Below are 25550 nucleotides of genomic sequence, written 5' to 3' on the forward strand. Positions count from 1 at the left end.
TTATTTTTTTCTCAGTTCAAAAATATCCGTTCTACGGTCCTTTAAATTTCGTACCGCCCCAAACTGGTTGAGTTCCCTTAGCAGGCCTATATCCACGTTTGCAATAAGTATCATCTCCGTATTGGGTGTCGCCTCTGCCTTGATTCCGTTAGTAGGAAAGGAGAAATCACACGGAGTAAATACCATACTTTGGGCAAATTGGATGTCCATATTCTGTACATTGGGCAAGTTTCCTACGCTGCCCGCGATGGCCACATAGCATTCGTTTTCAATGGCACGGGCCTGGGCGCAATTGCGTACCCGTGAATATCCGTTCTGGGTATCTGTAAGAAAGGGCACAAAGAGAATATCCACCCCTTCTTCCGCCAATAAGCGGGGAAGTTCAGGGAATTCTACATCGTAACAAATTAATACCCCAATTTTCCCACAATCGGTATCAAATGCCTGTATCTTAGTACCTCCTTGTAAGCCCCAAACTTTGGCTTCGTCCGGGGTAACATGCAGCTTTTCATAACGCTCCAAGGTTCCGTCCCTTCGGCACAGATAACCCACATTGTACAATCGACCGTCAATTACTTCGGGCATACTCCCCGCAATAATATTGATATTGTAGGTGATAGAGAATTCCGAAAATTTCTGTACCAAGACTTCGGTATGTTTCGCCAATTCCCGAATGGCATCTGAGGTGCTCATGTGATTGTTACCTGCCATTAACGGGGCGTTGAAAAACTCTGGAAATAAGGCAAAATCCGACCGATACCCCGATACGGCATCGATAAAATACTCCGCTTGCTGCAAAAGCTCCTCGATATCCTTGTAGGGACGCATTTGCCATTGAATCAATCCCAAACGAATCACCGTTTTTGTAGTAGCGGCGGTATACGACGGTTTTTGATAATAAATATTATCCCACTCCATGAGAATGGCAAAATCGTTGGAATCCTGATCGCCTTCCAAATAACCCTTCATCACCTTGGACGGGTGAAAATCGTTACTGATCTGAAAATTAAGGACCGGATCTTCGATTTCCTTCCTTCGTACCTGTTCTATATATTGTTTGGGAGTGAGTTCTTCAGCGTATCTATGGTAATTGGGCATTCTTCCCCCGAACACGATACTCTTCAGGTTCAGTTTTTCGCATAATTCCTTTCGGTAATCGTACAACCTTCGTCCTAAACGCATTCCTCGATAACCGGGAACTATAAATACATCGATACCGTAGAGGACATCGCCTTCATCCGTATGGGTGTTAAACGTATAGTTACCCGTAACCTTTTTATAGGTGTGGTTGTTCTCAAACTTGGCATAGTCGACGATTATGGAAAGGGCGCAACCTGCCAACTTACCGTTGATTTTGATAACCACCTGCCCTTCCGGAAATTTATTGATCAGCCGACCGATTTCCTTCTCCGTCCAAAAAGCATCGTGCATATTCAGATAGGAAGAAACCATAGCGACTTTCAGCTCCTTATAATCGGTAAGACTAAGGTACTCCAGCTCTATATTTTCAATATCTTCTACTTTCATAGTATTCTTAACGATGCAGATTTTTTAAATGATATTTTGCATAAAAAAATAGGGGTTCGGGGCATACGCGCCCAAACCCGATACTCTGTATGTACTTGATTGATTTATTTTTTGAGACGGTTCTCCGTAGTTAATCCTCCTCTTCTTCCCCATCGACCATGTCCTTTGGATCAGGCTCCATGATTGCATCCGGGTCGTCGTCTTCAAAATCTTCGTAGTCATCCTCAACATAGTTTTCCATGGTGTACTCCAGCTTGGCACTGATCTTTACCAGATACTTGGTGTCCTCCGTAAGTACTTCCACAGCTTCAATACGTTCCCCTTGAGCATTTTTAAAGGTAATGATGTTACGATCATCATACCCATCTGGATATCGCTCCACTAAAAGTTTCAACACCTCGGGGGTCAACTTCTTAAAATCTACAATGACTCTTTTTAAATGTGCGTTCTTGTCCATAATAATTATAAGTCCAAAAGATAAGCAAAAATTAAAGGAGCAACAATGGTCGCATCACTTTCTATAATAAATTTAGGGGTATCGATATCCAATTTTCCCCAAGTGATCTTTTCGTTGGGAACGGCACCGGAGTAGGAACCGTAGCTTGTGGTACTATCACTGATTTGGCAGAAATAGCTCCAGAAAGGCGTATCCGTGCGCTCCATATCCTGATATAACATAGGTACTACACAGATAGGAAAATCCCCTGCGATACCACCACCAATTTGGAAAAATCCGATTCCATTTTCGGAATTATCAGTATACCAATCGGCCAAAAAAGTCATGTATTCGATACCTGACTTCATAGTACTTGCCTTTAACTCCCCTTTCATAACATAGGAAGCGAATATATTTCCCATGGTACTATCTTCCCAACCCGGACAGATGATGGGGAGGTTTTTCTCCGCCGCGGCATACATCCAAGAATCCTTTAAATCGATTTCATAATATTCTTCCAAGGCACCCGAAAGCAACATTTTATACATGAACTCGTGCGGTAGGTATCGTTCTCCCTGATTATCGGCATCTTTCCATATTTTGAAAATATGCTTTTGCAATCGGCGGAAGGCTTCTTCCTCTGGAATACAGGTATCGGTAACCCGGTTTAAGCCTTTTTCCAACAAATCCCACTCCTCTTTTGGTGTCAAATCCCGATAGTTAGGTACACGTTTGTAATGGGAGTGTGCCACCAAATTCATGATATCCTCTTCCAAGTTGGCTCCTGTACAGGAAATGATATGTACTTTATCCTGACGGATCATCTCCGCGAATATTTTACCCAATTCCGCGGTACTCATAGCTCCAGCCAAAGAAACCAACATCTTGGCACCTTTGTTCAGTTGCTCTTCATACCCCTTGGCGGCATCTACCAAGGCTGCGGCATTAAAGTGTAAATAGTATTTTTCAATAAAATTGGAGATTGCTCCCTTATTCTTCGTCATCATTAAATTTTAAACTAGTATTCGATTTATAATCTACATCAAAGGTGTTATCGTATTCTTCATCCACCTCTTGACCCATAAACTTATAGCTCAACATTTTATAATATAATTTGGCGGCCAAGAAATCCGACGACTTATCGGAAGGATTGGGGCATAGCTCAACGATATCAAAACCTACTACGTTCTTTTCCTCAAAAACCTGCTTTAGAAAGTCCAGCGTCTCGTACCATAGTAACCCACCTGGTTCCGGCGTGCCCGTAGAAGGCATAATGGAAGGATCCAAAACATCCAAATCAAAAGTGATGAAGACATTTTCGGTCATGGCTTCCAAAACCTTGTCAATCCAATACTCATCGGTTACCATTTCATGGGCGAAAAAGGTTTTTTCCTCATCCATGAACGTTTTTTCTATGGCGTCCATGGAACGAATACCCACCTGAACCAAATTGGTGGTTTGGCTGGCCTCATGTACGGCACAGGCATGATTGTATTTGGTGCCATCATACGTTTCCCGTAAATCCGCATGTGCATCGATGTGTAAAACGGTTAGGTCATCAAAACACTCGTTAAAGGCTCGGATCGTTCCTATGGAAACGGAATGTTCCCCTCCAAATAGCGTCACGAACTTGTTCCGCTTTATATAGTCCTTAGTAACACTATAGACATCCTTGACCATGGCATCGGGAGTGCTATGACCTTCAATAGCGTCCGCCAAGTATATCCCTTGCTCGTAGACCTCGGTTTCGGTCTCAATATCATAAAGCTCCATGTTTTCAGAAGCTTCCAAAAAGGCCTTGGGTCCCTTATCGGCACCTTTACCCCAAGTACTGGTACCGTCGAACGGCACCGGTATTAAAATAACCTTAGCGGTTTCCAATTGTGCGAATTTATCAGGGATACCTGCGTAATTCTTTGACGTACTCATTGTTATAAAATTTGAACAAATTAATTAGATAGTTGTTTTTCTTTTTTATGGGATTTTTCCTTTTTAGGATGGGGTTGTTCGTAACCTAAAATTCCCAAAAGGTCTTCTGCCTTTTGCTGTGGGCTAAATAATGTGGTCACTAAATTCCCCTTTTTATCCTTTTCTATTAGAATATGTTTGGGCTGGGGTATTAAACAATGTTGTAGACCACCATAACCACCTATAGTTTCTTGATAGGCCCCCGTATTAAAAAAGCCGATATATAAGGGTTTGTCCTTTTTATACTTGGGAAGATAAATCGCGTTCATGTTCTGTTCACTGTTATAGTAATCATCACTATCGCAAGTTAGACCTCCTAGGAGCACTCTTTCATATTCCTCGTTCCAACGATTGATGGGCAGCATGATAAACCGTTTGTTAATGGCCCATGTATCCGGTAAGGTGGTAATGAAAGAGGAATCGATCATGTTCCATTTTTCGCGATCATTTTGCTGTTTCTGGTACAAAATTTCATAGATGGCACCGCCGCTCTCCCCTACGGTAAAACTCCCGAATTCCGTAAAAATATTGGGAACAGGAACCTCCGCTTCCGCACAGGCAATATTAATTTGATTTAGAATTTCATCGACCATATACTGGTAATCATACTCAAAGGCCAACGAATTCTTTATAGGAAAACCGCCTCCGATGTTTAGGCTGTCCAACGAAGGGCACATTTTTTTAAGGCGCACATAAACTTTAAGACACTTTACCAATTCGTTCCAGTAATAAGCATTATCGCGAATACCGGTATTGATAAAAAAATGCAGCATCTTCAATTCAACCTTGTCGTTGTCCTTGATTTGATTTTCATAAAATGGGACTATGTTTTTGTAACCGATACCCAACCTTGAGGTATAGAATTCGAACTTGGGCTCTTCTTCCGAGGCAATACGAATTCCCACCTTAAAGGTGTCATTTATACTTTCCGACAACAAATCGATTTCCTCATAATTGTCTATAATAGGAATGCAATTGTTATGCCCCCCGTTGATAAGCCTAGCTATATTCTCAATATACTGTTCACGTTTGAATCCGTTACAGATTACAAAGGCCTCATTCTTTAATTTTCCATCCCTTTTTAATTGTTCCACGATATTAATATCGAACGCAGAAGAGGTTTCAATATGGATATCGTTCTTTAAGGCTTCATGCAATACATGCTGAAAATGGGAACTTTTGGTACAGTAGCAATAGTGATACTTTCCTTTATACGCGTTCTTTTCAATGGCATTGGCGAACCAGTTCTTTGCCCTAGCAATATTTTCCGATATTTTAGGTAAATACGTAAATTTTAAAGGGGTTCCATATTCCGCAACCAAATCGTTCAATGGAATATTATGGAATTTTAAATGGTCCCCATCGAGGGTAAACTCCTCTTGTGGAAAAAAATAGGTCTGATCAATTAGATCAATATATTTAGTATTCATTTAAGAATTTTGAGTTTAGATTATTAAAATACATTATATAATTGGATAAGATGTGCTCATATCATGTTAAGAAAACATGATGTATTTTCCTAATCAAATAATAATTTGTTCCTGAGTAGTAGGAATGAAGAAATAGATGTGCTGACTTTGCACGATCGAGGTATTAAAAGCAGAAGTTAGCTTTAAAATTCGGCTGCTTATCTTATAAGCTACTTTTGGGTTTGACTTCCTACTTCCCAAAAGTCCGAACATAGAAACAAATTGCATGCTGTTCAGCTAAAAGCCTTAGGCCTTAAAGGGGTTTAACACTCCTTTTAAAGGCACAAATGAAAACAAAAAAAATGAAAAAACTATCGTTTTCATTCAAAATACGGTTAACGACCAAAAAAAGATTAAAGGAATCCTTATTTTCATTTATAAAATCGCACAAACTATTTATATTCAGTATATTAATCTCACTATTTTAAATAAAAAAAATCCATGAAACCGTATAGAATCTTAAAAACGTTCCATTTTTTAGCCTTTGTATTCTTTTTGCCCATTGTAAATGCCCAAATTCCTTCAGGAGTATACTTTTCCGAGGATGAAAATACGCGTCATGAGCTCAAAATTGACCAAGGTTACCTAACGCATACCGTTTATAAAACTGACCCTGCCGAATTTATAAAAGCCGTAGGAGGTTTCTTTTCTGTGGATGATAATAAGCTAAGGGTATCTTTGGAATTCAATTCGGCCTATGAACAAGACAGGATAAAAAATTTGGAAATCCCCTATACCTTGGCCGGTGAACGTTTAAACCTGAAACTGGATCAGGAGATGGTTTTTGACAAAAGGGAAGCGCAGAATCAGGCCTTGGACGGTCAGTGGTTATTTGCCACTCGCGGCCCAGATACGGGCCAAGATCGCCGAGGGGAGGAAAATCCGAGAAAAACTTTAAAGTTTTTGTTGGACGGTCGCTTTCAATGGATAGCCTATCAAACAGAAACGATGCGTTTTTCCGGAACAGGCGGTGGTAGCTTTACCGCTGAGGATCGTGTTTACACCGAGAACATTGAGTTTTTCTCGCGAGATAATGACAGGGTCGGAGCCAGTTTAAAATTCAATTATGAAATTAAGGGGGACGATTGGCACCATACGGGCAAGAACAGTAAAGGCGAACCAATGTATGAAATTTGGGCCAAAAGAAATTGATTGAATCACTTTTACGGAAAATTGACAAAAAACCTTATTTTTGCCAGTCTATTTGGCCTCGTAGTTCAATGGATAGCCCCGATAGCTATCGGGGGAAGTTTACCGGTCAATAGTAGAAATGTTCTTGTAAATTTTGAATCGATTTTATAAGCAATACCAAGGAAAAGATGCATTATGTGTATATCATACAATCTTTTATGGATAAGTCATTTTACATTGGCAAGACTTCTAATTTGGAAACTCGTTTGATATTTCACAATAACGTAGAATTGAATACAGGTGTAACAAGAAGAAAAATACCTTGGCAATATTTTTTTACTTTGCCTGTCGATAATGCGTTGATTGCCGGTAAAATTGAAAACCATATTAAGAAAATGAAAAGCAGGCAATATATTAAAAACCTTGTAAAACACCCTGAAATGGGTAAAACGCTTATCAAAAGGTTTTCTTGATTTGAAAATACCAAAAAATGGCCTCGTAGTTCAATGGATAGAATAGAAGTTTCCTAAACTTTAGATGCAAGTTCGATTCTTGCCGAGGCTACAAATAAATACATACAGATACGCCGAAGGCGTTATTAATCGACTATAAAAAAAAGGACGGCCTGCCAGTCCTTTTTTTATGTGATTTCTAAGGGGATAGCATCTTTATGTATTTTCAGCTTGAGACACAAAAGAACAATGAAGTTATCTCTTGCCGAGGATTATTAAGATATCAAAAAATAACAACAAAAGCCAAATATTGCCTATAAATAAAGACCTCTCGACTGCGCTCGAGGTGACAAAAAGGTAGGATTTACACATTTTCAAATACCCAGAATATCCTAGTCAAAAATCATTAACCCTTTCCCCCACTATTTTGTAATTGGCTATCCATACTTTCCGCTGCAAATTTCCCTTGAACGCTCCATCCCCCATCTACATAGAACAACTGACCAGTAACGTAACTAGATTCATCGGAAGCCAGAAAAATTGCAGGTCCTATCATTTCCTCTGGTTCCCCAGTACGCTTCATAGGTATAACGCTTCCCCAATTTTGTTTATAATCCGGATCCTCCGATAGATTACGCTCCGTATTTATGGGTCCCGGTCCAAAGGTATTTACCCGAATATTATAAGGGGCAAGTTCAACGGCCATTTGTTTGGACATGGCCTCGATACCGCCTTTACTCGTAGAATAACAGATTAAATTCTTCACACTCAATACGGAACAAATGGAAGAGATATTTATAATACTACCGCCCTTTCCATTTTCTTTCATCATCCTTGCCGCCTCAATGGCACAAAATAAAGTCCCCTTGATATTTAAACCTATTACTTTATCAAAAAGTACTTCGTCGGTATTAAAGAAATCACTCCAACCCGTGATTCCAGCATTGTTTACCAATACATCCAATTGACCATATTCCTGTTGAATATAGGCGAACATTTTGCGAATGTTCTCTACATTAGAAACATCCGTTGCATATAACTCCGCTTTTCCACCTTTTTCTTTTATTGCATCCACAACCTCCTGTGCATAGGACGTTCCGGGCAAATCATTTATGATAACAATCGCACCTTCCACAGCAAACCCTTCTGCGATTTCCTTGCCAATACCTTTTCCCGCTCCTGTTACCAAGGCAATTTTCTTGTCCAACCTCATTCTTATGTATTTAATTTTATAAAACCACCATCAATGGGATAATCCGTACCTGTTATAAAGCGCGCTTCATCACTACATAAATACAGCGCCAGGGTCGCAATTTCTTCTGGTCTGGCCATTCTTCCGATGGGTTGGGTCTTGGACAATTTTTCGAACATTTCCTCCTGATTATCCGGAAAATTTTTGGCAAGGTAACCATCCACAAAAGGCGTGTGGACACGCGCGGGAGAGATGGAATTACAGGTAATTTTATCTTTGATAAAGTCTTTGGCAACTGTTAATGTCATATTCAATACGGCGGCTTTGGACATAGAATAGGCAAATCGATCTTGTAAGCCTAACGATGCTGCAACACTTGCCATATTCAAAATGGTACCGCCCCCATTTTTTTTCATCAACGGAATTACCGCGTGCAAACAATTATAAACCCCTTTGACATTGATTTGATAAATTTTATCAAAATCGGCCTCGGTAGTATTCTCTGCAGTACCTATATGGGCTATACCTGCATTATTTATTAAAATATCAATCTTCTCGATAGCATTGAATGTGGTTACAACCGAACTTTGATTACTTACGTCACAAGAATGAACATGGGCTTCTCCACCATACTCCTGTATAATTGCCAAGGTGCTTTGTGCAGCTTCTTTATTTAGTTCCAAAATATGAATTACAGCACCTTGTTTGCCCAATGCTATAGCTATGGCTTGACCTATACCGCTCCCTGACCCAGTAACGACAGCTACTTTATTTTTTAAATCGAACATCATATTCATTTAATTAAACCAATATATAATCAGGCATTGACACAGATTTGTTCTTGACGCCCCAACTGCTCAATTTCCAAGACCACATGATCACCGGATTTTAAATACTGCGGCGGTTTCATCCCCAATCCGACTCCTGGTGGTGTACCTGTGGATATTACATCCCCGGCCTCCAAAGTCATAAACTGTGATAGATAGTGAACAACGAAGTAGCAATCGAATATCATGGTATTCGTATTGCCATTTTGAACCTCGACTCCGTTGACCCAAAGCTTCATCTTTAAATTATGGATATTCCTAATTTCGTCCGAAGTAGCTAAAAATGGTCCGAGAGGGTTAAAATTATCGCAGGACTTTCCCTTGGTCCACTGCCCCCCCTTTTCCAATTGAAAGGCTCTTTCGGATACATCATGCGAAATACAATACCCCGCAATGTAATCCTTGGCTTCTTCCGTGGAATTAAGATATCTAGCGTCTTTTCCGATAACGATACCCAACTCCACTTCCCAATCCGTTTTTTCACTATTTCTGGGAATAAGAATATGGTCGTTTGGACCAACTACGGTATTGGCCCCTTTTTGAAAAATTATGGGTTCTTCCGGTATGGCCATCCCCGATTCTGCGGCGTGATCTGAGTAATTAAGTCCAATGCAAATTACTTTACCCGGACGGGGAACACAAGAACCTAAACGCTCGTTGGCATCAACTTCCGGAAATTGTGAGAAATCCAATTGCCTAAGCTTATCCAGTCCTTCATTTTGAAAAAAGGAATGATTCCAATCTTCGAAATCGCTGGATAAATCCTTTCTTTTCCCATTATCATCTAGTATGCCTGGCTTTTCTTCACCAACCTTGCCAAATCGTATAAGTTTCATCTGTTTCGTTTATTGATTTTATAAGTTAAAGTTCTATTTTGGTAAATACCAAAGATGCTTATTGCATTCCAATTTAATTCATAATCATTTAATGAATTCATTTGCAGAAATTCCCTGGTAGCCACAATTTTTAATTACGAACAAAGAACCTGCCAGAGGCTGCTTCTTTTTTTGCTCATCTGTCAAATCTACTTTGGCCGATGTTATATACAAATCCTTTAAGTCTTTACCACCAAACGTACAAGAAGTAATCTTGGCAACTGGCAATTTTATACGTTTTAATAATTCACCTGTATTTGGATTCCAACGGGTCACCTGCCATCCACCCCAATGGGCAATCCAAAGCATCCCTTCTGAATCAATGGTCATTCCATCGGGATAACCCTCTTTTTCTTCCGTTTCCAATATTACCCTCTTATTGCCTATAGCACCAGTAACTATTTCAAAGTCATATCCTACAACAGTCTGGGTCGGTGTGTCTATAAAATAAAAGGTTTTGTGGTCGGCACTCCAGGCCATTCCGTTAGAAATGGTAGTTTTTTCAATCTTTAAGGTACTTTGATTGTTCTCAAATAGATAAACCGATCCTGTATTCGAAGCTTCGGACAAAGACATGCTACCTACCCATAATCTACCGGCAGGATCACATTTACCATCGTTAAACCTATTTTCAGGTAAATGACTTTCTGGATTATCCACATATTCTATTTTTCCGTTTTCCCTATCCAAAAACCCGATACCCGATGTAGAAGCCAAAATGAAATTATTGTCATCGCACAAAGCGATACAGCCGACCATTTTTTTGACTGGATACATCTTGTGCTTCTTTTTTCTCGGGGAATACTCGTGGATTTCCCCATTTAAAATATCCACCCAACAAATTGCGTTATTTTTTGAATCCCATACCGGTCCTTCCCCCAATTCACATTGATGACCATGTACAACTTCTACTTCCATAATTTACATGTCTTTCACAAGTTCTGGAATAACCAGAAGCATGAGCACAGCTATTCCTGTGATTTTTCTTTAACAAAATTCAACAACAAAGGTATAGCTGGATATACCATATTATGACCATAACCATCCAATTCCATCAATTCGACATCGAGGTGGCCAACTACTTTCATCATTCTATAGAAATATGCCGTTTCTTCATATCTTCCTAACATTTCCATTTCCCTATTTCCCGTAATCAACAACATAGGAGGAGCATCCTTTCTAACATGGTATAAGGGAGCGTACTTATCAATAACGGCCTGTGTACCTGGAATACCTCTTTCCTTCCTTATGGTAAAATGGGTAATGGTATGGCCACTAAAGGGGATAAGTCCAGCAATTTGATTGGCATCAATATTGTATTTGGAAAGGTAATTCTTATCCATCCCAACCATGCTTGCCAAATAACCCCCGGCGGAATGCCCCGTTACGAAAATCTTATTTTTATCGCCATTATATTTGTCAATATTTTTAAAAGTCCATGCCACTGCCGCCGCCGCATCCTCTATATAAACAGGATGTTTCACCTTTGGATGCAAGCGATAATTAACCGTTACTACCAATACTCCTTTTTCTTTCAATCCCTCCGGAATGTGTTTTTCACCACCTTCCAAACCACCACCGTGAAACCAAACGACTACAGGGACTTTAGTCATATCTTTAGGGTAATACACATCCAATTTACATCTTTCTTTTTGATAGTTCTCTTGGGACTCAACTAGAGTATCATAGTAGTTAATGTTTTCTACTAGTTCATATTGTTCGCCCTGTGCCTTAACAAAAACCATTGGAACTAAAAGCAAGAACAATAGGTAAAACCTTCTCATATATTTTATGCTTATAAAATTAATTCTCCCAAACTTCCACGACCATTTCAACTTCCACCGCCATATTTCCAGGAAGGGAACCCATGCCCACTGCAGCTCTGGAATGTTTTCCATGGTCACCAAAAACTTCGACCATAAGGTCGGAATAGCCATTAATGACTTTTGAATGATCGGTAAATTCTGGAATAGCATTGACCATGCCCTTTACTTTCACAATTCTTTTCATCTTACTTAAATCTCCTAACTCTTCCTTTAAAACCGACAGCTGATTAATACCGGCTTCCCTAGCCGCATTGTAGCCTTCCTCTACCGACAAATCAGAACCTAGTTTCCCCACTACATTTTCACCACTAGCTTGTTTAGGTCCTTTCCCGGCAAGAAAAAGTAAGTTTCCTGTTCGTACGGCATGCACATAATTTGCAACTGGTTTTCCAATAGGTCTTAAAGTAATGCCCAATTGTTCCAGTTTTGCTTCGGGGTTATAGTTTACTGGCGGTCCACTTTTCTCATTTGTTTCACTTTCCGAAACCTTGGTTTGGCAACCGGTTATGACCAAAAGAAAAAATACAGGAATCAGTTTTTTCATAAACTAGGATAAATTGCGTGAATATTGAACCAAGGTAATCTTTAACATTTTACTTTACAAATACCTATATCTCCTGATTTACATTCAATTAAAATTCAATCCGACCTTGGTAAAACCTATTAATCATGCAATTTTAAACAGTTAAACTATGATTTTCTTAAAAAAGAAGGGAAATTATCGCATTTTTATTAGCTTAGCGTGCTAACCAAAAAACATATTAACAAAACCAACAAATATGACGAGTTCTACAGCAACTTCAAACGTAAATGCGAACAGACTGTTCTACGCCAGTTGTTTCGCCTTGATTACCACGGCGTTTTCTTTTGCAATCGCAGCGGGTATTTTAGATCAATTAAAAACAGAATTGGAATTAACTGCCGGTGAAGCCGGGCTAATTTCTTCCATGTGGTTTTTGGGTTTTCCCATTTCAATGGTTATCGGTGGACTTATCTATCATAAGGTAGGAGGAAAAAACATTATGCAGTTCGCCTTTTTCGCACATACCATTGGTATACTGCTACTTATTTTCTCAGGCAGCTATGGTTTGCTTTTAATTGCCAACTTACTTATCGGATTAGGAAACGGTTGTACCGAAGCGGCTTGTAATCCAATGATTGCAGATGCTTACCAAGGAACTCGTATGAGTAAAATGCTGAATAGGTTTCACATGTGGTTTCCTGGTGGTATTGCTATTGGAAGTTTGCTTTCCGGATTAATGACAAATATGGAAATTCTAGGACAAAGTCAGGTATGGTTGTTATTGATACCTGCTGTTATTTACGCATATATGTTTTACGGTCAGACCTGGCCCAAAGCCAAGGTAGAAGAGGCCGCAACGCTTACAGGCAATCTGAAGGCCATGATTTCACCACTCTTTATTTTCATGATTATTTGTATGGCCTTGACCGCTATTACAGAATTTGGTCCTAACCAATGGGTAGGATTGATTCTCGCCAAAAGTGGAGCACACCCTATGTTAGTTTTGGCATTGACTTCTGGATTAATGGCCATTGCTAGATATTTTGGAGGAGATATGGTTAAAAAATTCGATCAGACCGGAGTATTATTGGGGTCAGCGGTTTTAGCCACTGTCGGACTATATTTGTTCAGTTCACAAACAGGTGCAATGGCCTATGTCGCTGCCATTTTCTTTGCCTTAGGAATCGCTTATTTCTGGCCGAACATGCTAGGATTTGTCGCGGATAAAATACCAAAAAGTGGCGCATTGGGTTTATCAATTGTAGGTGCTGTGGGAATGTTTTCTTCTTCCATTTTTCAACCTATTATTGGTGGATGGATTGATGCCGATCAACAAATGGCCGCAGATCAAGGATTAATGGGAGATGAACTGGAATTGGTTGCAGGGCAAGCTACCATAGGCACCATGATGATGTTCCCTATCATTTTAATCGTTCTCTTTACTTTGCTATACTTCTGGATGAAAAGTAAAAAATCTAAACAGGTAGCAACTGCATAAGAAATACAAAAACATATAAAAAAGGGACCCTAGATAGGGTCCCTTTTTCACTTTAGATTACATAGATCTATTCAATAATATTTCCAAGATTTCAATGGCCGCCTCACTAATTTTAGTACCAGGCCCATATATTGCTGTAACACCTTTCTCGGTAAGAAAATTGTAATCCTGTTTGGGAATCACCCCACCCACAACAACAAGAATATCCTCCCGGGAATAGTTTTTAAGTTCTTCTATTACCGAGGGAACCAATGTTTTGTGACCCGCGGTTAGAGAGGAAATTCCCAGGATATGGACATCGTTTTCCACGGCTTGTTTTGCTACTTCCTTGGGTGTCTGGAACAAAGGTCCTATATCCACATCAAAACCTAAATCAGCGTAGGCAGTGGCTACGACTTTGGCTCCACGGTCATGGCCATCCTGTCCCATTTTAGCGACCATTATTCTTGGTCTTCGACCTTCCTTATCGGCCAATTGATCCCCCAATTCCCTAGCTTTTTTGAAGCTTTCATCTTCTTTAATCTCTCTCGAATACACGCCCGTTATGGTATTGTTTATTGCAGTATGCCTCCCAAAGGCGATTTCCAGTGCATTACTAATTTCGCCTAAAGTGGCTCTCGATTTTGCCGCTTCTACCGCTAAAGCTAATAAATTATCCCTTTCATTATTTTTGGTAAGTGCGTCCTTTGCAGTTTTCGTTAGAAGCGCTAGATTCTTTTGAACCTGATCTTCATTCCTACTTTCTTTAATTTTTTCCAGTAGTTGAACCTGTTGTCTCCTTACCTTCTCATTATCTACTTCCAAGATACACAGGTCGTCCTCTTGGCCCAATCTATACTTGTTTACCCCTACCAAAACATCTTTACCGCTATCAATTCTCGCTTGTTTTTTTGCTGCGGCTTCTTCAATTCTCATTTTAGGTATTCCCGCCTCTATGGCTTTTGTCATTCCCCCTAAGTCTTCTACCTCTTCCATTAGGGTCCATGCCTTTTGAACCAATTCATGGGTAAGACGCTCCACATAATAGCTCCCTGCCCAAGGGTCAACAGTTTTGGTAATTTTGGTTTCCTCTTGAAGAAATAACTGTGTTTCCCGAGCTATCCTCGCAGAAAAATCAGTGGGTAAAGCAATGGCTTCATCTAAGGCATTGGTATGTAAGCTTTGCGTTCCCCCAAAAACAGCTGCCATGGCCTCTATCGTCGTTCTGGCCACATTATTAAATGGATCCTGTTCGGTAAGACTCCATCCACTCGTTTGGCAGTGGGTGCGTAGCATGAGAGATTTTTGATTTTTAGGGTCAAACTCCTTTATCATTTTCGCCCATAACAGTCTTCCGGCTCTCAACTTGGCGATTTCCATAAAGTGGTTCATACCAATACCCCAAAAGAAAGATAATCGAGGTGCAAAATCATCAATTTTTAAACCCGCTGACAATCCAGTCCTTATGTATTCCAAACCATCCGCCAAGGTATACGCAAGTTCCATCTGTGCCGGAGCACCGGCTTCATGCATATGGTATCCCGAAATACTGATGCTATTGAATTTAGGCATGTATTTACTAGTGTACTCGAAAATATCTGCCACCAATTGCATGGAAGGATTAGGTGGATAGATATAGGTATTCCTCACCATAAACTCCTTGAGAATATCATTTTGAATGGTACCGGCCAACGATTCCATGGACACTCCCTGTTCCTCGGCCGCCACGATATAAAATGCCATAATGGGCAAAACCGCTCCGTTCATGGTCATGGAAACGGACATTTTATCCAAGGGAATCCCATCGAATAAAATTTTCATATCCTCTACGGAATCAATGGCAACTCCTGCCTTGCCAACATCTCCCACTACCCTTTCATGGTCACTATCATATCCCCTGTGAGTAGGAAGGTCAAAGGCTACCGATAACCCTTTTTGCCCGCCTTCCAAGTTCCTTCTGTAAAAAGCATTACTTTCTTCTGCTGTGGAAAATCCGGCGTACTGTCTGATGGTCCAAGGTTTTTGAACATACATCGTTGAATAGGGTCCTCTTAAAAATGGAGGTATTCCTGCTGCAAAATCCAAATGCTCCAGCTCCTCTATATCTTTTTGGGAATACACTTTTTTCAGGGAAATTCCTTCGGCGGTGGAAAAAGAGTCGGATGAGCTATGAGCCGACCTAGGGCCGCTTTTATCATTATATAGCGTCATTTGTTGTAAATCCTTTCTACTCATCTTCCAATCTTTTTTGCTCCAAAACTTCGGCTAACCTAGACTCAATAATGGGTTCAATCAGTGTCTTTCTTGGTCGATTTTTTACAAATGGATATAATTCCAGTTCATGCTTCATGACATCCGATGGGTTTTTGTAGTTGTTGGTACCGACCAGTACCTCATCACCATGATTGAATTGTTCCTGTTGCCTCTCAGCAGACTCTTTTATTTTTTTCTGTATGGTATGATTCTTCAACAGCTTTAAGAAACCACCCTTTTTCTCAATATCCTTAAATAAAACCAATGCCTTATCAGCCATTTGTTGGGTTAAAGATTCCATATAATAAGCACCGTCAGCCGCATTGGAGACTTTATCAAAGTAGGCTTCTTCCTTTAAGATCAATAACTGATTTAAAGCGATACGACTAGAAAAATCATTGTCCTTATGGTAAATTGTATCATAGGGTTGGTTTAGTATAACATTAGCGCCCCCTAGAATTCCCGACATGTACTCTGTCGATGTGCGAACCATATTCATGTTATAATCGTAAAGGGTTTTGTTCCTATGAGATGGTTCGGCTACTATTAGACACTCAATTTTTAATCCATATTCCTTCATTAATGAATTCCAAAGAATTCTAAGGGCCTTTATTTTCGCTATTTCAAAAAAATAATTTCCTCCCAAGGCTACCTTAAAGGTAACATTCCTTAGCCTGCTAAGTGTTTCGCGTTCACTGAGATGATTTATGTATTCATGGGCATGCCCCAACCCAAAGCCCAATTGTTGAACGATATCCGCTCCAGCATTCTCGTACAAAGTAGTGTCTACAGATATTATTTGGTTAAAATTGGATTTTAAAGATTCTTCGAGTAATTGATGGTCTTTCTTCAAGTTATAATACCAATTTCCATTCCGTGCCAAATTCCCAATGATATCAATATTCAAATAAATATTTGAATTTCGACCTTGAACGAGTTTGATTAGAGCCGAAAGGTCATTTGTGGGTAAAAAATTGAATTGGAATGAAATTGGAACAACTTCCAAATCGATATCTTTCAAAAGAATTTCAAAATTGATTTCTTCTTTAGGGACGATAAAATATAGCGTTTCGACCCCTTTATTTAAGAAATTATGAGCCCTTTTATTGGCCTTTTCTGAATTTCCGGCAAATATGGATTGTCCTATCCGCCAATCGGCCACTGCTCCGGCAACAGGCGTGAGATTTTCTAAATCTTCATTGTGATAAAAAGGCTTTACATGGATACCCTCACGGGACTCCCAAACCAGTTTCTCATTGTAGTCCAATCCCTTTAAATCGTACTGAATCTTTTGTTTCCAAGCCTTGGAAGAAACAGGAGGAAATTCATCAAAAAGAAGTTTGCCTTTTTTTTCTGACATTAATTAATTGTATCTAAATAGTCCTTTCCCAAAGATACAATAAGAATAAAGTATTATATATCGGGTTAATTATAGTTAGGAATTCACCCAATTTTTAAAGGGGGTGGCCTTCGCTTTACTCACCACAATTTTTTCATCGCACGCAGGGCTAAGCGTTACGATAAGTTTTCCATTGAAGTAGAACTTGATGCTTTCCAACGCATCTTTCCGTACTATGAATTGTCTATTGACCCTATGGAAAATAGAAGGATCCAATTCTTCTTCTATTTCCTCCAGTTTCTGGTCCATAACATAGGGTTGGTTATCTACCGTTATCCCCTTGACCACCCCAGTATCTATTTTAAAGTAGGCGATATTCCGAGTTTTTAGAGGAATTAATTCATCACGGTGACTGACTAAAAAAGTTTCCCTATACTTTTTTTTGCTATCCCCTATAAGACTTAATAAACCCTCAATTTGTTGTTGATCAATACCTTTTTCAGGGGTCCGGTTCTTAAATTTATTGATTGCCTCATTGAGTTCATCTTCATCAATTGGCTTTAATAGGTAATCTATACTATTTACCTTAAAAGCTTTTAAGGCGTATTGGTCATAGGCCGTGGTAAAAATAATAGGGGTATTCACTTCTACTTTCTCAAAAATTTCAAAGGAAAGTCCATCCGCCAAATGGATATCCATGAATATCAAGGTAGCATCATAAGGCATAGCAAAAAACTCCAAAGCGTCCTTTACGGATTCCAGCACCTTTTCAACCTCAATATCATTATCAATGGATTGAAGTAGATAAGCTAGGTTTTCGCTAGCTGCCAATTCGTCCTCTACAATGATTACTTTCATGGTTCTTTGGTTAATGGAAGTTCCACACTAAACGTGTCGTTATCCGTACGGATGGTAAGTTGCTGTTTTAAAAGTAATTCGTACCTTTTTTTCAAGTTTGCCAACCCATTTTTGGTCCCTTCCGCCAAATTGGTCCTTGGCCTTATCTTATTTTCTACAAATAAGGATCCATTGTTTTGAAATATATTGACATATAAGGGATGAGATGCGGATATCTCGTTATGTTTTACCGCATTTTCAACCAAAAGCTGCAAGGCCAAGGGAGGTACTTTTTCATCTAAATAGTTGTCCCCTATTTCTATGTTTAGGTTAAATCTATCTCTATATCGTGTTTCAATGAGATAGGCATAGCTTTGCAAAAATTTTAATTCTTCCTTAAGGGTGACCATGTCGGAATCTCCACTTTGCAAAATATACCTGTACATATGGGATAGTTTGTTCACAAATTGTGTCGCGGGTTTGTTCTCCCTGATTAGGGAAGTGAGTGAATTTAAGGAATTGAACAAAAAATGGGGGTCAATCTGATTTTTTAATGCGGCAAGTTCATTCTGTAAATTTTGCTGTTTCAACCTTTCGTTCTCCAATTTACTTTCTTGTTGGTCTATCTGAAGTCGTAATACCCGTGAAATAAAAAAAAGCACTACCATTAACACGGTATAGTTAAAATTGCTGAAACCGCGAGTCCTTTCACTTACTTCCTCACCGGTGACCCATGGAAACAAGAAGTTGAAAATAGCCAAGAATACTAGGAGAATAAGAATATTCGTCAGAATTAAAATAATTGTCCTAACTGAAGTGGAACCATTAAATCTTAAATAGGCCAAATTGGTATTTAACTGTAGTACAATCCAAGAAAATAAAGCGAAAAAAACGTAGCGATAAGTGAAGTCTATTACCAAATCACCGGAAAGATCCATATTACCATCGCTGAACAGATTGTATAGGTAAATAGACCTAGGTAGTGATATTAAAAGTGCCAACAAAAGGGATACCTTAATTATCTGGCCGTTTTTTACGGGTTTATACATGGTGGCGATATACATAATGGTGTGGTTTCAAATTTACATCAATTTTGGTTGGTCAGGTGAATGCAATGGCTATGAAGGAGAATAGGCCTCCAAATTAATGAAGACCTATAGAAGGTGTTAACTAACAACAATCAACCACCTATTTTGAATAAGCATCAAAATTTTCCGGAAGATATTGGGTAACATCAAAATCCAACACCACTTCTTCCTCATCTTCCAACACTACAATTTCATTAGCATCGAGTTCCATACCTTCGTAAGCATTGAAACCAAGCGGAAGATAATCGGCAGCATTAAAACCTAAATCCACTTCTACTTCCTCTTCAAAAAGTACTATTTCTTTAGCGTCCAAATTAGCAGATGCCATTTCCATTTTAAGACCTTCCGCAAAAGGATTAAAGGAAACTTTTGGTTTATGTGAATTGTTATCCATATCTGAACAATAATGATTTGCCGTTGAAGAGATCAATAGTACTCCCAAGATTCCGATACCTAATAATGCACTTAATTTTTTCATGATATTTATTTTTAAATTCTTAATTGTTTTATGATTAAAATACAGGACAAATGTAATATTGAAGGTCTGTTCTCTGTAGACTTTCTAAGTGAAGTGACTGAAAATCAAACTGAAGCGACTTCATTGCAAGATGAAGCGAAACCAAATTTTTAAGTGGTAGTGATTATTTAAAATTTGGCCCCTGATGGGATTACGAAAGAAACCAATAAAATGAAAAAACCTACTACAAAATCCGGTTAGAATTTTATAGTAGGTGAAGTAAATTATACGAAGCTTCGATGTAGTTATGAACTAGGGTTTGGAAATACCCCAAAATCCAAATTAAAGATCAAAACTTCGTTAATTGACCTGACCTTATATCGTTTTTTTAGTAAATTCTCCGTCTACAAGTCTCCATACGTCCAAGGGATTGTTATTTTTAAGGACATCTGGCAGTAAATTTTGCGGATAATCTTGATAACAAACAGGGCGAACAAACCTTTTTATAGCATTGGTACCAACAGATGTTGAACTCGGTGCCGTGGTAGCCGGGAAAGGGCCTCCATGTACCATGGAGTGACAAACTTCCACTCCAGTAGGATAACCGTTTACCAAGACGCGACCCACTTTTTGTTCCAATATCTCAAAAAGCTCAGCGTACTCCTTCAAATCTTCATCCGTACCATGTACTGTGGCTGTAAGGTGACCATCCAACTCCCTTGCTGCTTTTAGAATTTCTTCTTTAGTTGAAGCTTCTACCAAAAGGGAAGAAGGGCCGAAATTTTCTTCGGACAATTTATTGTTTTGAAGAAAGGCATCTATAGTGGTTTTAAAAACCTTGGACTTTACCCCAATCTGGTCACTTGGTTTTTTACCTTCTCCCAGTAGACTTAATTTTTCATTTTTGGCAAATTCCTCCAAACCACTATTATAAGCGGATTGTATTCCGGAAGTCAGCATAATGGCAGGTTCAGTACTATTGATTTGTTCCGAAAGTTCCTTCATAAAAACTTCCGAATTTTCACTCTTTGAAAAAAAGCTTAGTCCTGGGTTTGTACAAAATTGACCAACACCCATATTTAGGGAATTAGCGTATCCTTGTGCCAATTGTTCTGCCTTTTCTTCCAAGGCACCCGGTAAAATAAACATGGGATTAGTGCTTCCCATTTCCGAAAAAACAGGAATTGGGACCGGACGTGAATTGGCATAATTGAAAATGGCCATACCTCCATTATAGGAACCTGTAAAACCGACCGCTTTTATATCTTCATGTTTTACAAGGTGCTCACCAACTTTTATAGAGGTACCTTGAACCAATGAGAATACTCCTTCGGGCAGTCCCATTTTCTTTATCGCATTCTGGATGGCCCCATAAATCATTTCCGTAGTTCCTGGATGAGCAGGATGTCCCTTATATACTACTGGACATCCGGCAGCCAAAGCAGATGCCGTATCACCACCGGCCGTGGAAAAGGCCAACGGAAAATTACTGGCCCCGAAAACGGCTACCGGACCCAATGGAATTGACATATGTCGTATATCTGATTTTGGAAGAGGTTCCCTTTTAGGTTGGGCCAAATCTATTCTTGCATCTACCCAAGAACCTTCCCTTACCACATTCGCAAATAACTTTAATTGATTCATGGTTCTTCCACGTTCTCCGGTAAGTCGTCCTAAAGGCAGTGCTGTTTCCAAGTGGCAACGCTCTAATAATGCGTCTCCCAACGCATTAATTTCAATAGCTATTTGTTCCAGAAACTTGGCTTTCGTCTCGTTATCAATTTTTCTATACGTTTGAAAAGCACTGGCCGCATTCTTTGCCGCTATATCTACATCTTGATCCGTAGAATTCTTGAATTCCCCGCGCAAAGTCTCACCTGTTGCTGGATTTATTGCTTGGTAGTAGTTTTTTTCGCTGCTCATTGTATTTGCTTTTTCTGGTAAAATTTTTATGTACCTTAAAATTACGGAATGTAGTAAAGTTAACCTCGATTTTAAACAACTATTTAGTCCTTTTTCAAAGGGAAACGCCGCGCTTCCAAGGAATAAAATCATCTTGTCCCAATTGGTCCGCCTTAGCAATTATTTCACCACTGGCCACCTTGATTACATTCTCCAAAATTACTTCGCCCATTTCCTCAATGGTTCTTTCTCCCCTAATAACCGCTCCGGTATCAATATCAATAATATCTGGCATTCGTTTGGCCAATTCCGTATTGGAGGACACCTTGAGTACAGGAGCTATAGGGTTTCCGGTTGGTGTTCCCAGACCTGTAGTAAAAACAACTACATTAGCCCCTGAGCCCACCATACCCGTTGTGCTTTCCACATCATTTCCAGGTGTACAAAGCAAGTTCAGACCAGGTTTGACCACATATTCCCCATAATCCAAAATAGCTTGAATGGGTGAAGTTCCTCCTTTTTTTGCCGCTCCCGCGGATTTCATCGCATCGGTAATTAGTCCGTCCTTAATATTTCCAGGGGATGGATTCATGTCAAACCCCGAACCCACTTGTTCTGCCGAAGCCTCATAATCTTTCATCAACTGAATAAAACGTGAGGCATCCTCATCTTTCACGCATCGGTTTACCAATTCTTGTTCCACACCACAGAGTTCTGGAAATTCCGATAGAATGGGTGAACCTCCTAACGCTGCCAAAATATCCGAGGCATACCCTAAGGCCGGATTTGCAGAAATCCCTGAAAACCCATCGGAGCCGCCACATTCCAATCCCATTTTTAGTTTAGAAAGCGGTGCAGGTTCTCTTTGAATCTTATTTGCTTCTTTTATTCCCTCAAAGGATTCTTTAATGATGGTATTCAACATTCCCTCTATTGTTCCCATCTGTTGCTGTTCATAGACGAGCACCGGTTTTTGGAGATTGGAATCCAATGTATCCAATGCTTCCTTTAGAAGGTTAATCTGTAAATTTTGACAACCCAAACTTAGCACGGTAGCACCTGCTACGTTCGGATTTTTAACATAGCCTGCCAATAATTTTGCCAAAGTTTGTGAATCTTGACGTATACCACCACAGCCCCCCTGATGGGTAATGAATTTGACCTCTATATTTTCAAAGGTTCTTTGGGTATTTTCCGAATTATCATCGTTAAAACCTATATCGTTTCCATGGATTAGGTTACGTAATAATTGTCGCTGCTTACTTATCTTCCCTATAGCCAATTCCTTTTCGAAAGCTTCCTTTAAAATTTCGATATTTCTATTTTCACAGAAAACCAACGGAAAAAACAACCAAACGTTTTGAGTGCCGACTTGCCCATCAGGTCGGTGATACCCCATAAATGTTCTGTCTTTCCATTTGGAAACATCCGGCGGGTTCCAGGAAAAGGTCTGAGTTTTCGCTTTTACAATAGCACTCTGATGCTTAACGTTTTCCGTGGTTAAAAGCCCTCCTTTATCAATTGTACTGGTCGCCTTACCTACTAAAACACCGTACATTATTATTTTATCCCCTTCCATTAAACTTTCCAGAGCTATTTTATGCTTTGCTCTGGTATCCGAAAGCGTTACGATGTCCTCACCCTCAAAACGAATCTTTTCCCCTTTCGATAAATCCACAAGGGCAATCCCTACGTTATCCGTTTCCTGAACTTTTATCAATCTACGTTGCATGCCTTTTTGTATCTAGTTTTTTTGAATAGTTTTTGTATCCATTTTCAACACCCTCTTTTTCCAAACATTCCAATGCTATAACCACAGCTTTGGACAAACCTTGGACCTTGTTTAAGTCGGTCTCCCAGAAGGATACATTTCCCAATACGTGTTCCACTATTTGATTTAAATCTTCCAATTGCCAAAGTTCCTTAAAGTAGGTAATAATGGTATCATCATCGTTTATGGGCAATTCCTTTCCTTTCCAGCTTCCTTTATAGAATCGAATCAAACAAGCAAAGGAAAATACAGTTCGTACAGGTAACTCGTTTTTTAAATGTACATACTTCAATAGACTTGGCAACACCCTTACCTTAAACTTGGATACTGTGTTTAGGGCAATGCTAGATAATTGATGCCTAATAAAGGGGTTTTTAAATCGATCAAATACGGCATTCGCAAAGGTCTCCAGCTCTTCTCTTTCCATGTCCAGGGTGGGAATGACCTCATCAAATATTAAAGAATGAACAAAGGAACCCGTTAAGGGTTTATCTATTGTTTCCTTTACGGTCTCATTTCCGTAAAGTATAGAAAAGGGCACCATCGCCGTATGTGCTCCATTCAATATCCTGACCTTCCTAGTCCTGTAAGGCTGCAGGTCGCCCACAATCCTAACATCCAAATCAGTTTTGTGAAAGGGAAGTTTTTCCTTTAAGCTCGAATTGCCCTCGATGACCCATAAAAAAAAGGTCTCCGCACTAACAATGAGTTGGTCTCTATATTCCAGCTGGCTATTATATATCTCAATTTGATCTTTTGGATAACCCGGTACAATTCGATCTACCAATGTATTGTGAAAGGAACAAGCATCTATAATCCAATTTTTAAATCCTTCAGAAAGTTCCCAAAGCGATATATAGTCCAATATTATCCTTTTTAAAGTATCCGCGTTGTAATTAATAAGTTCACAAGGGATAATCGTTAGCCCCTTATTCTCATTTCCTTTGTAATGCTTATATCTTTCATACAGAAAACGGGTCAGTTTTGCAGGAAAAGAGTTAGGAGGTGACATCTGCAATGTATCTCCCTTATCATAACTGATACCGGCCTCTGTAGTATTGGAAATTACAAATTCCAACTCCTCTTCTTTGGCCAATTCAAGGTACTCTTCAAAATGTAAATAGGGGTTGACCCCTTTCACAATGTTGGAAATCAGTACTTTTTCTTGGGTTTCTTTTCCATTTTTTATTCCTTTTGTAAATAAGGTGTATAATCCATCTTGGGTATTTAAAAGGGGCACCATACCCTCTTCAATTGGCTGTACCACTGCTATCCCCGCATTAAAACCAAGTACCTCGTTTAATGTGTGAAAAGCAAAATCTACAAAGGCGCGTAAAAAATTACCTTCACCAAATTGAACCACCTTTATCGGTGATAATTTAGTATTGGAGATAGTATTTCTGTTTAAATCCTTCATACGTTTAAAGCAAGAAAAAAAGTTACCCGGAACAAATTCATAATCGTATCCCAAAAAATCAATATTGACATAAAGCTTTTAAGGAGTTATCTATTCCTTATGGTTTTGATAAGCTGTAAGGTTTCCGCAACATTTTTACGCAACCCATTAAAATCCTTGTTCGCCAAGACCTCTTTACTTATAAGCTTAGATCCCATACCCACACAGGTAACACCCGCTTCGAACCAAGCTTTGAGATTACTCTCTTCCGTACTTACACCACCTGTGGGCATAACACTTGTCCAAGGTTGAGGACCTTTGATGGCCTTTACAAAACCGGGGCCGTAGGTAGAACCTGGAAAGAGTTTGATGATTTCACACCCAAGTTCCTCTGCTCTATTAATTTCTGTCAGGGTTCCGCAACCGGGTGACCACATGACCTTCCTTCTGTTACAGACCAAAGCAATGTCTTCCCTAAGAGAAGGTGTCACAATAAAATTAGCGCCCATTTGCATAAACATACTGGCCGCCCCCGCATCGGTTATGGAACCTACGCCCATAATCATTCCGGGAAGTTCCTTAATAGCATATCTGTTTAGTTCCAAAAAAACTTCAAAAGCGAAATCTCCCCTTGCCGTGAACTCCATCAACCTAGCACCACCATCATAACAGGCTTTCATAACTTTTTTCCCTAAGTCGATATCTGGATGGTAGAATAAGGGGACCATTCCAGTTTCTTCCATTGCTGCTACAACTTCTAATCTTGTGTATTTTGCCATAAAATTGATTCTTAGTTTAATTTGA

The 25550-nt window shown here is 39.5% G+C and carries 23 protein-coding genes and 1 tRNA gene; 4 read left to right on the forward strand and 20 right to left on the reverse strand.

Annotated elements, in window-relative coordinates:
- The 5 genes from PP182_RS03285 to PP182_RS03305 all read right to left on the reverse strand — a co-directional run bounded on the left by PP182_RS03285 (position 1) and on the right by PP182_RS03305 (position 5361).
- On the reverse strand, positions 1–1527 hold the full coding sequence (locus PP182_RS03285) for a bifunctional GNAT family N-acetyltransferase/carbon-nitrogen hydrolase family protein (RefSeq protein ID WP_272649895.1): 1527 nt from the start codon (positions 1525–1527) through the stop codon (positions 1–3).
- A 130-nt stretch (positions 1528–1657) separates the two neighbouring features.
- Positions 1658–1984: a hypothetical protein gene (locus PP182_RS03290; RefSeq protein ID WP_272649896.1), complete on the reverse strand. Its 327-nt coding sequence runs from the start codon at positions 1982–1984 to the stop codon at positions 1658–1660.
- Between the two features lie 5 nt (positions 1985–1989).
- Positions 1990–2967, reverse strand: a complete 978-nt coding sequence (locus tag PP182_RS03295; RefSeq protein ID WP_272649897.1) for a deoxyhypusine synthase family protein — start codon at positions 2965–2967, stop codon at positions 1990–1992.
- Positions 2954–3892, reverse strand: coding sequence for an agmatinase (speB, locus tag PP182_RS03300; protein ID WP_272649898.1), 939 nt, complete (start codon positions 3890–3892; stop codon positions 2954–2956). Before speB ends, PP182_RS03295 begins: the two co-directional genes overlap by 14 nt.
- Before the next feature lie 20 nt (positions 3893–3912).
- Positions 3913–5361 carry an arginine decarboxylase gene (locus PP182_RS03305; RefSeq protein ID WP_272649899.1) on the reverse strand — a complete coding sequence of 483 codons (1449 nt, stop codon included), beginning with the start codon at positions 5359–5361 and terminating at the stop codon, positions 3913–3915.
- Positions 5362–5841: 480 nt separating this feature from the next.
- Here PP182_RS03305 and PP182_RS03310 point away from each other — a divergent pair, with 480 nt between their 5' ends.
- The 3 genes from PP182_RS03310 to PP182_RS03320 all read left to right on the forward strand — a co-directional run bounded on the left by PP182_RS03310 (position 5842) and on the right by PP182_RS03320 (position 7095).
- Complete coding sequence (locus PP182_RS03310) at positions 5842–6552, forward strand: hypothetical protein (RefSeq protein ID WP_272649900.1); 711 nt, start codon at positions 5842–5844, stop codon at positions 6550–6552.
- 167 nt (positions 6553–6719) lie between these two features.
- On the forward strand, positions 6720–7004 hold the full coding sequence (locus PP182_RS03315) for a GIY-YIG nuclease family protein (protein WP_272649901.1): 285 nt from the start codon (positions 6720–6722) through the stop codon (positions 7002–7004).
- Positions 7005–7023: 19 nt separating this feature from the next.
- A tRNA-Arg gene (locus PP182_RS03320) sits at positions 7024–7095 on the forward strand.
- 294 nt (positions 7096–7389) lie between these two features.
- On the opposite strand, the gene PP182_RS03325 is transcribed toward PP182_RS03320, so the two are convergent.
- The 6 genes from PP182_RS03325 to PP182_RS03350 all read right to left on the reverse strand — a co-directional run bounded on the left by PP182_RS03325 (position 7390) and on the right by PP182_RS03350 (position 12247).
- Entirely contained in the window at positions 7390–8196 is an 807-nt protein-coding gene (locus tag PP182_RS03325) for an SDR family NAD(P)-dependent oxidoreductase (protein ID WP_272649902.1), read from the reverse strand.
- A gap of 2 nt (positions 8197–8198) precedes the next feature.
- The gene (locus tag PP182_RS03330; RefSeq protein ID WP_272649989.1) at positions 8199–8963 is read right to left on the reverse strand and encodes an SDR family NAD(P)-dependent oxidoreductase; all 765 of its coding nucleotides are present in this window, start codon (positions 8961–8963) and stop codon (positions 8199–8201) included.
- Positions 8964–8992: 29 nt separating this feature from the next.
- Complete coding sequence (locus PP182_RS03335; RefSeq protein WP_272649903.1) at positions 8993–9838, reverse strand: fumarylacetoacetate hydrolase family protein; 846 nt, start codon at positions 9836–9838, stop codon at positions 8993–8995.
- 84 nt (positions 9839–9922) lie between these two features.
- Positions 9923–10795 (reverse strand): SMP-30/gluconolactonase/LRE family protein, encoded by an 873-nt coding sequence (locus PP182_RS03340; protein WP_272649904.1) that lies wholly within the window; start codon positions 10793–10795, stop codon positions 9923–9925.
- A gap of 50 nt (positions 10796–10845) precedes the next feature.
- Positions 10846–11661 carry an alpha/beta hydrolase gene (locus PP182_RS03345; RefSeq protein ID WP_272649905.1) on the reverse strand — a complete coding sequence of 272 codons (816 nt, stop codon included), beginning with the start codon at positions 11659–11661 and terminating at the stop codon, positions 10846–10848.
- A 19-nt stretch (positions 11662–11680) separates the two neighbouring features.
- Positions 11681–12247, reverse strand: a complete 567-nt coding sequence (locus PP182_RS03350; RefSeq protein WP_272649906.1) for a RidA family protein — start codon at positions 12245–12247, stop codon at positions 11681–11683.
- 235 nt (positions 12248–12482) lie between these two features.
- Between PP182_RS03350 and PP182_RS03355 the strand changes: the two genes are divergently transcribed.
- The gene (locus PP182_RS03355; RefSeq protein ID WP_272649907.1) at positions 12483–13724 is read left to right on the forward strand and encodes an MFS transporter; all 1242 of its coding nucleotides are present in this window, start codon (positions 12483–12485) and stop codon (positions 13722–13724) included.
- 57 nt (positions 13725–13781) lie between these two features.
- Here PP182_RS03355 and scpA read toward each other — a convergent pair whose 3' ends face one another.
- The 9 genes from scpA to PP182_RS03400 form a co-directional block, all read right to left on the reverse strand.
- A complete protein-coding gene (gene scpA / locus PP182_RS03360) occupies positions 13782–15938 on the reverse strand; it encodes a methylmalonyl-CoA mutase (RefSeq protein WP_272649908.1) in 2157 nt (718 codons plus the stop codon).
- A complete protein-coding gene (locus PP182_RS03365; protein WP_272649909.1) occupies positions 15931–17316 on the reverse strand; it encodes a methylmalonyl-CoA mutase subunit beta in 1386 nt (461 codons plus the stop codon). The genes scpA and PP182_RS03365 overlap by 8 nt, the downstream gene beginning before the upstream one ends.
- Before the next feature lie 75 nt (positions 17317–17391).
- A complete protein-coding gene (locus PP182_RS03370) occupies positions 17392–18153 on the reverse strand; it encodes a LytR/AlgR family response regulator transcription factor (protein ID WP_272649910.1) in 762 nt (253 codons plus the stop codon).
- On the reverse strand, positions 18150–19196 hold the full coding sequence (locus tag PP182_RS03375) for a sensor histidine kinase (protein WP_272649911.1): 1047 nt from the start codon (positions 19194–19196) through the stop codon (positions 18150–18152). The genes PP182_RS03370 and PP182_RS03375 overlap by 4 nt, the downstream gene beginning before the upstream one ends.
- Before the next feature lie 124 nt (positions 19197–19320).
- Entirely contained in the window at positions 19321–19698 is a 378-nt protein-coding gene (locus PP182_RS03380) for a hypothetical protein (protein WP_272649912.1), read from the reverse strand.
- A 354-nt stretch (positions 19699–20052) separates the two neighbouring features.
- Complete coding sequence (locus PP182_RS03385) at positions 20053–21600, reverse strand: aldehyde dehydrogenase (NADP(+)) (protein ID WP_272649913.1); 1548 nt, start codon at positions 21598–21600, stop codon at positions 20053–20055.
- Between the two features lie 94 nt (positions 21601–21694).
- Positions 21695–23311 (reverse strand): UxaA family hydrolase, encoded by a 1617-nt coding sequence (locus PP182_RS03390; protein ID WP_272649914.1) that lies wholly within the window; start codon positions 23309–23311, stop codon positions 21695–21697.
- The gene (locus tag PP182_RS03395; RefSeq protein WP_272649915.1) at positions 23301–24767 is read right to left on the reverse strand and encodes a tagaturonate reductase; all 1467 of its coding nucleotides are present in this window, start codon (positions 24765–24767) and stop codon (positions 23301–23303) included. Before PP182_RS03395 ends, PP182_RS03390 begins: the two co-directional genes overlap by 11 nt.
- A gap of 86 nt (positions 24768–24853) precedes the next feature.
- The gene (locus PP182_RS03400) at positions 24854–25525 is read right to left on the reverse strand and encodes a bifunctional 4-hydroxy-2-oxoglutarate aldolase/2-dehydro-3-deoxy-phosphogluconate aldolase (protein ID WP_272649916.1); all 672 of its coding nucleotides are present in this window, start codon (positions 25523–25525) and stop codon (positions 24854–24856) included.
- Positions 25526–25550: the final 25 nt, after the last annotated feature.

Source organism: Maribacter sp. PR1 (genome assembly GCF_028464145.1).
In the GTDB taxonomy this organism is placed as follows: domain Bacteria; phylum Bacteroidota; class Bacteroidia; order Flavobacteriales; family Flavobacteriaceae; genus Maribacter.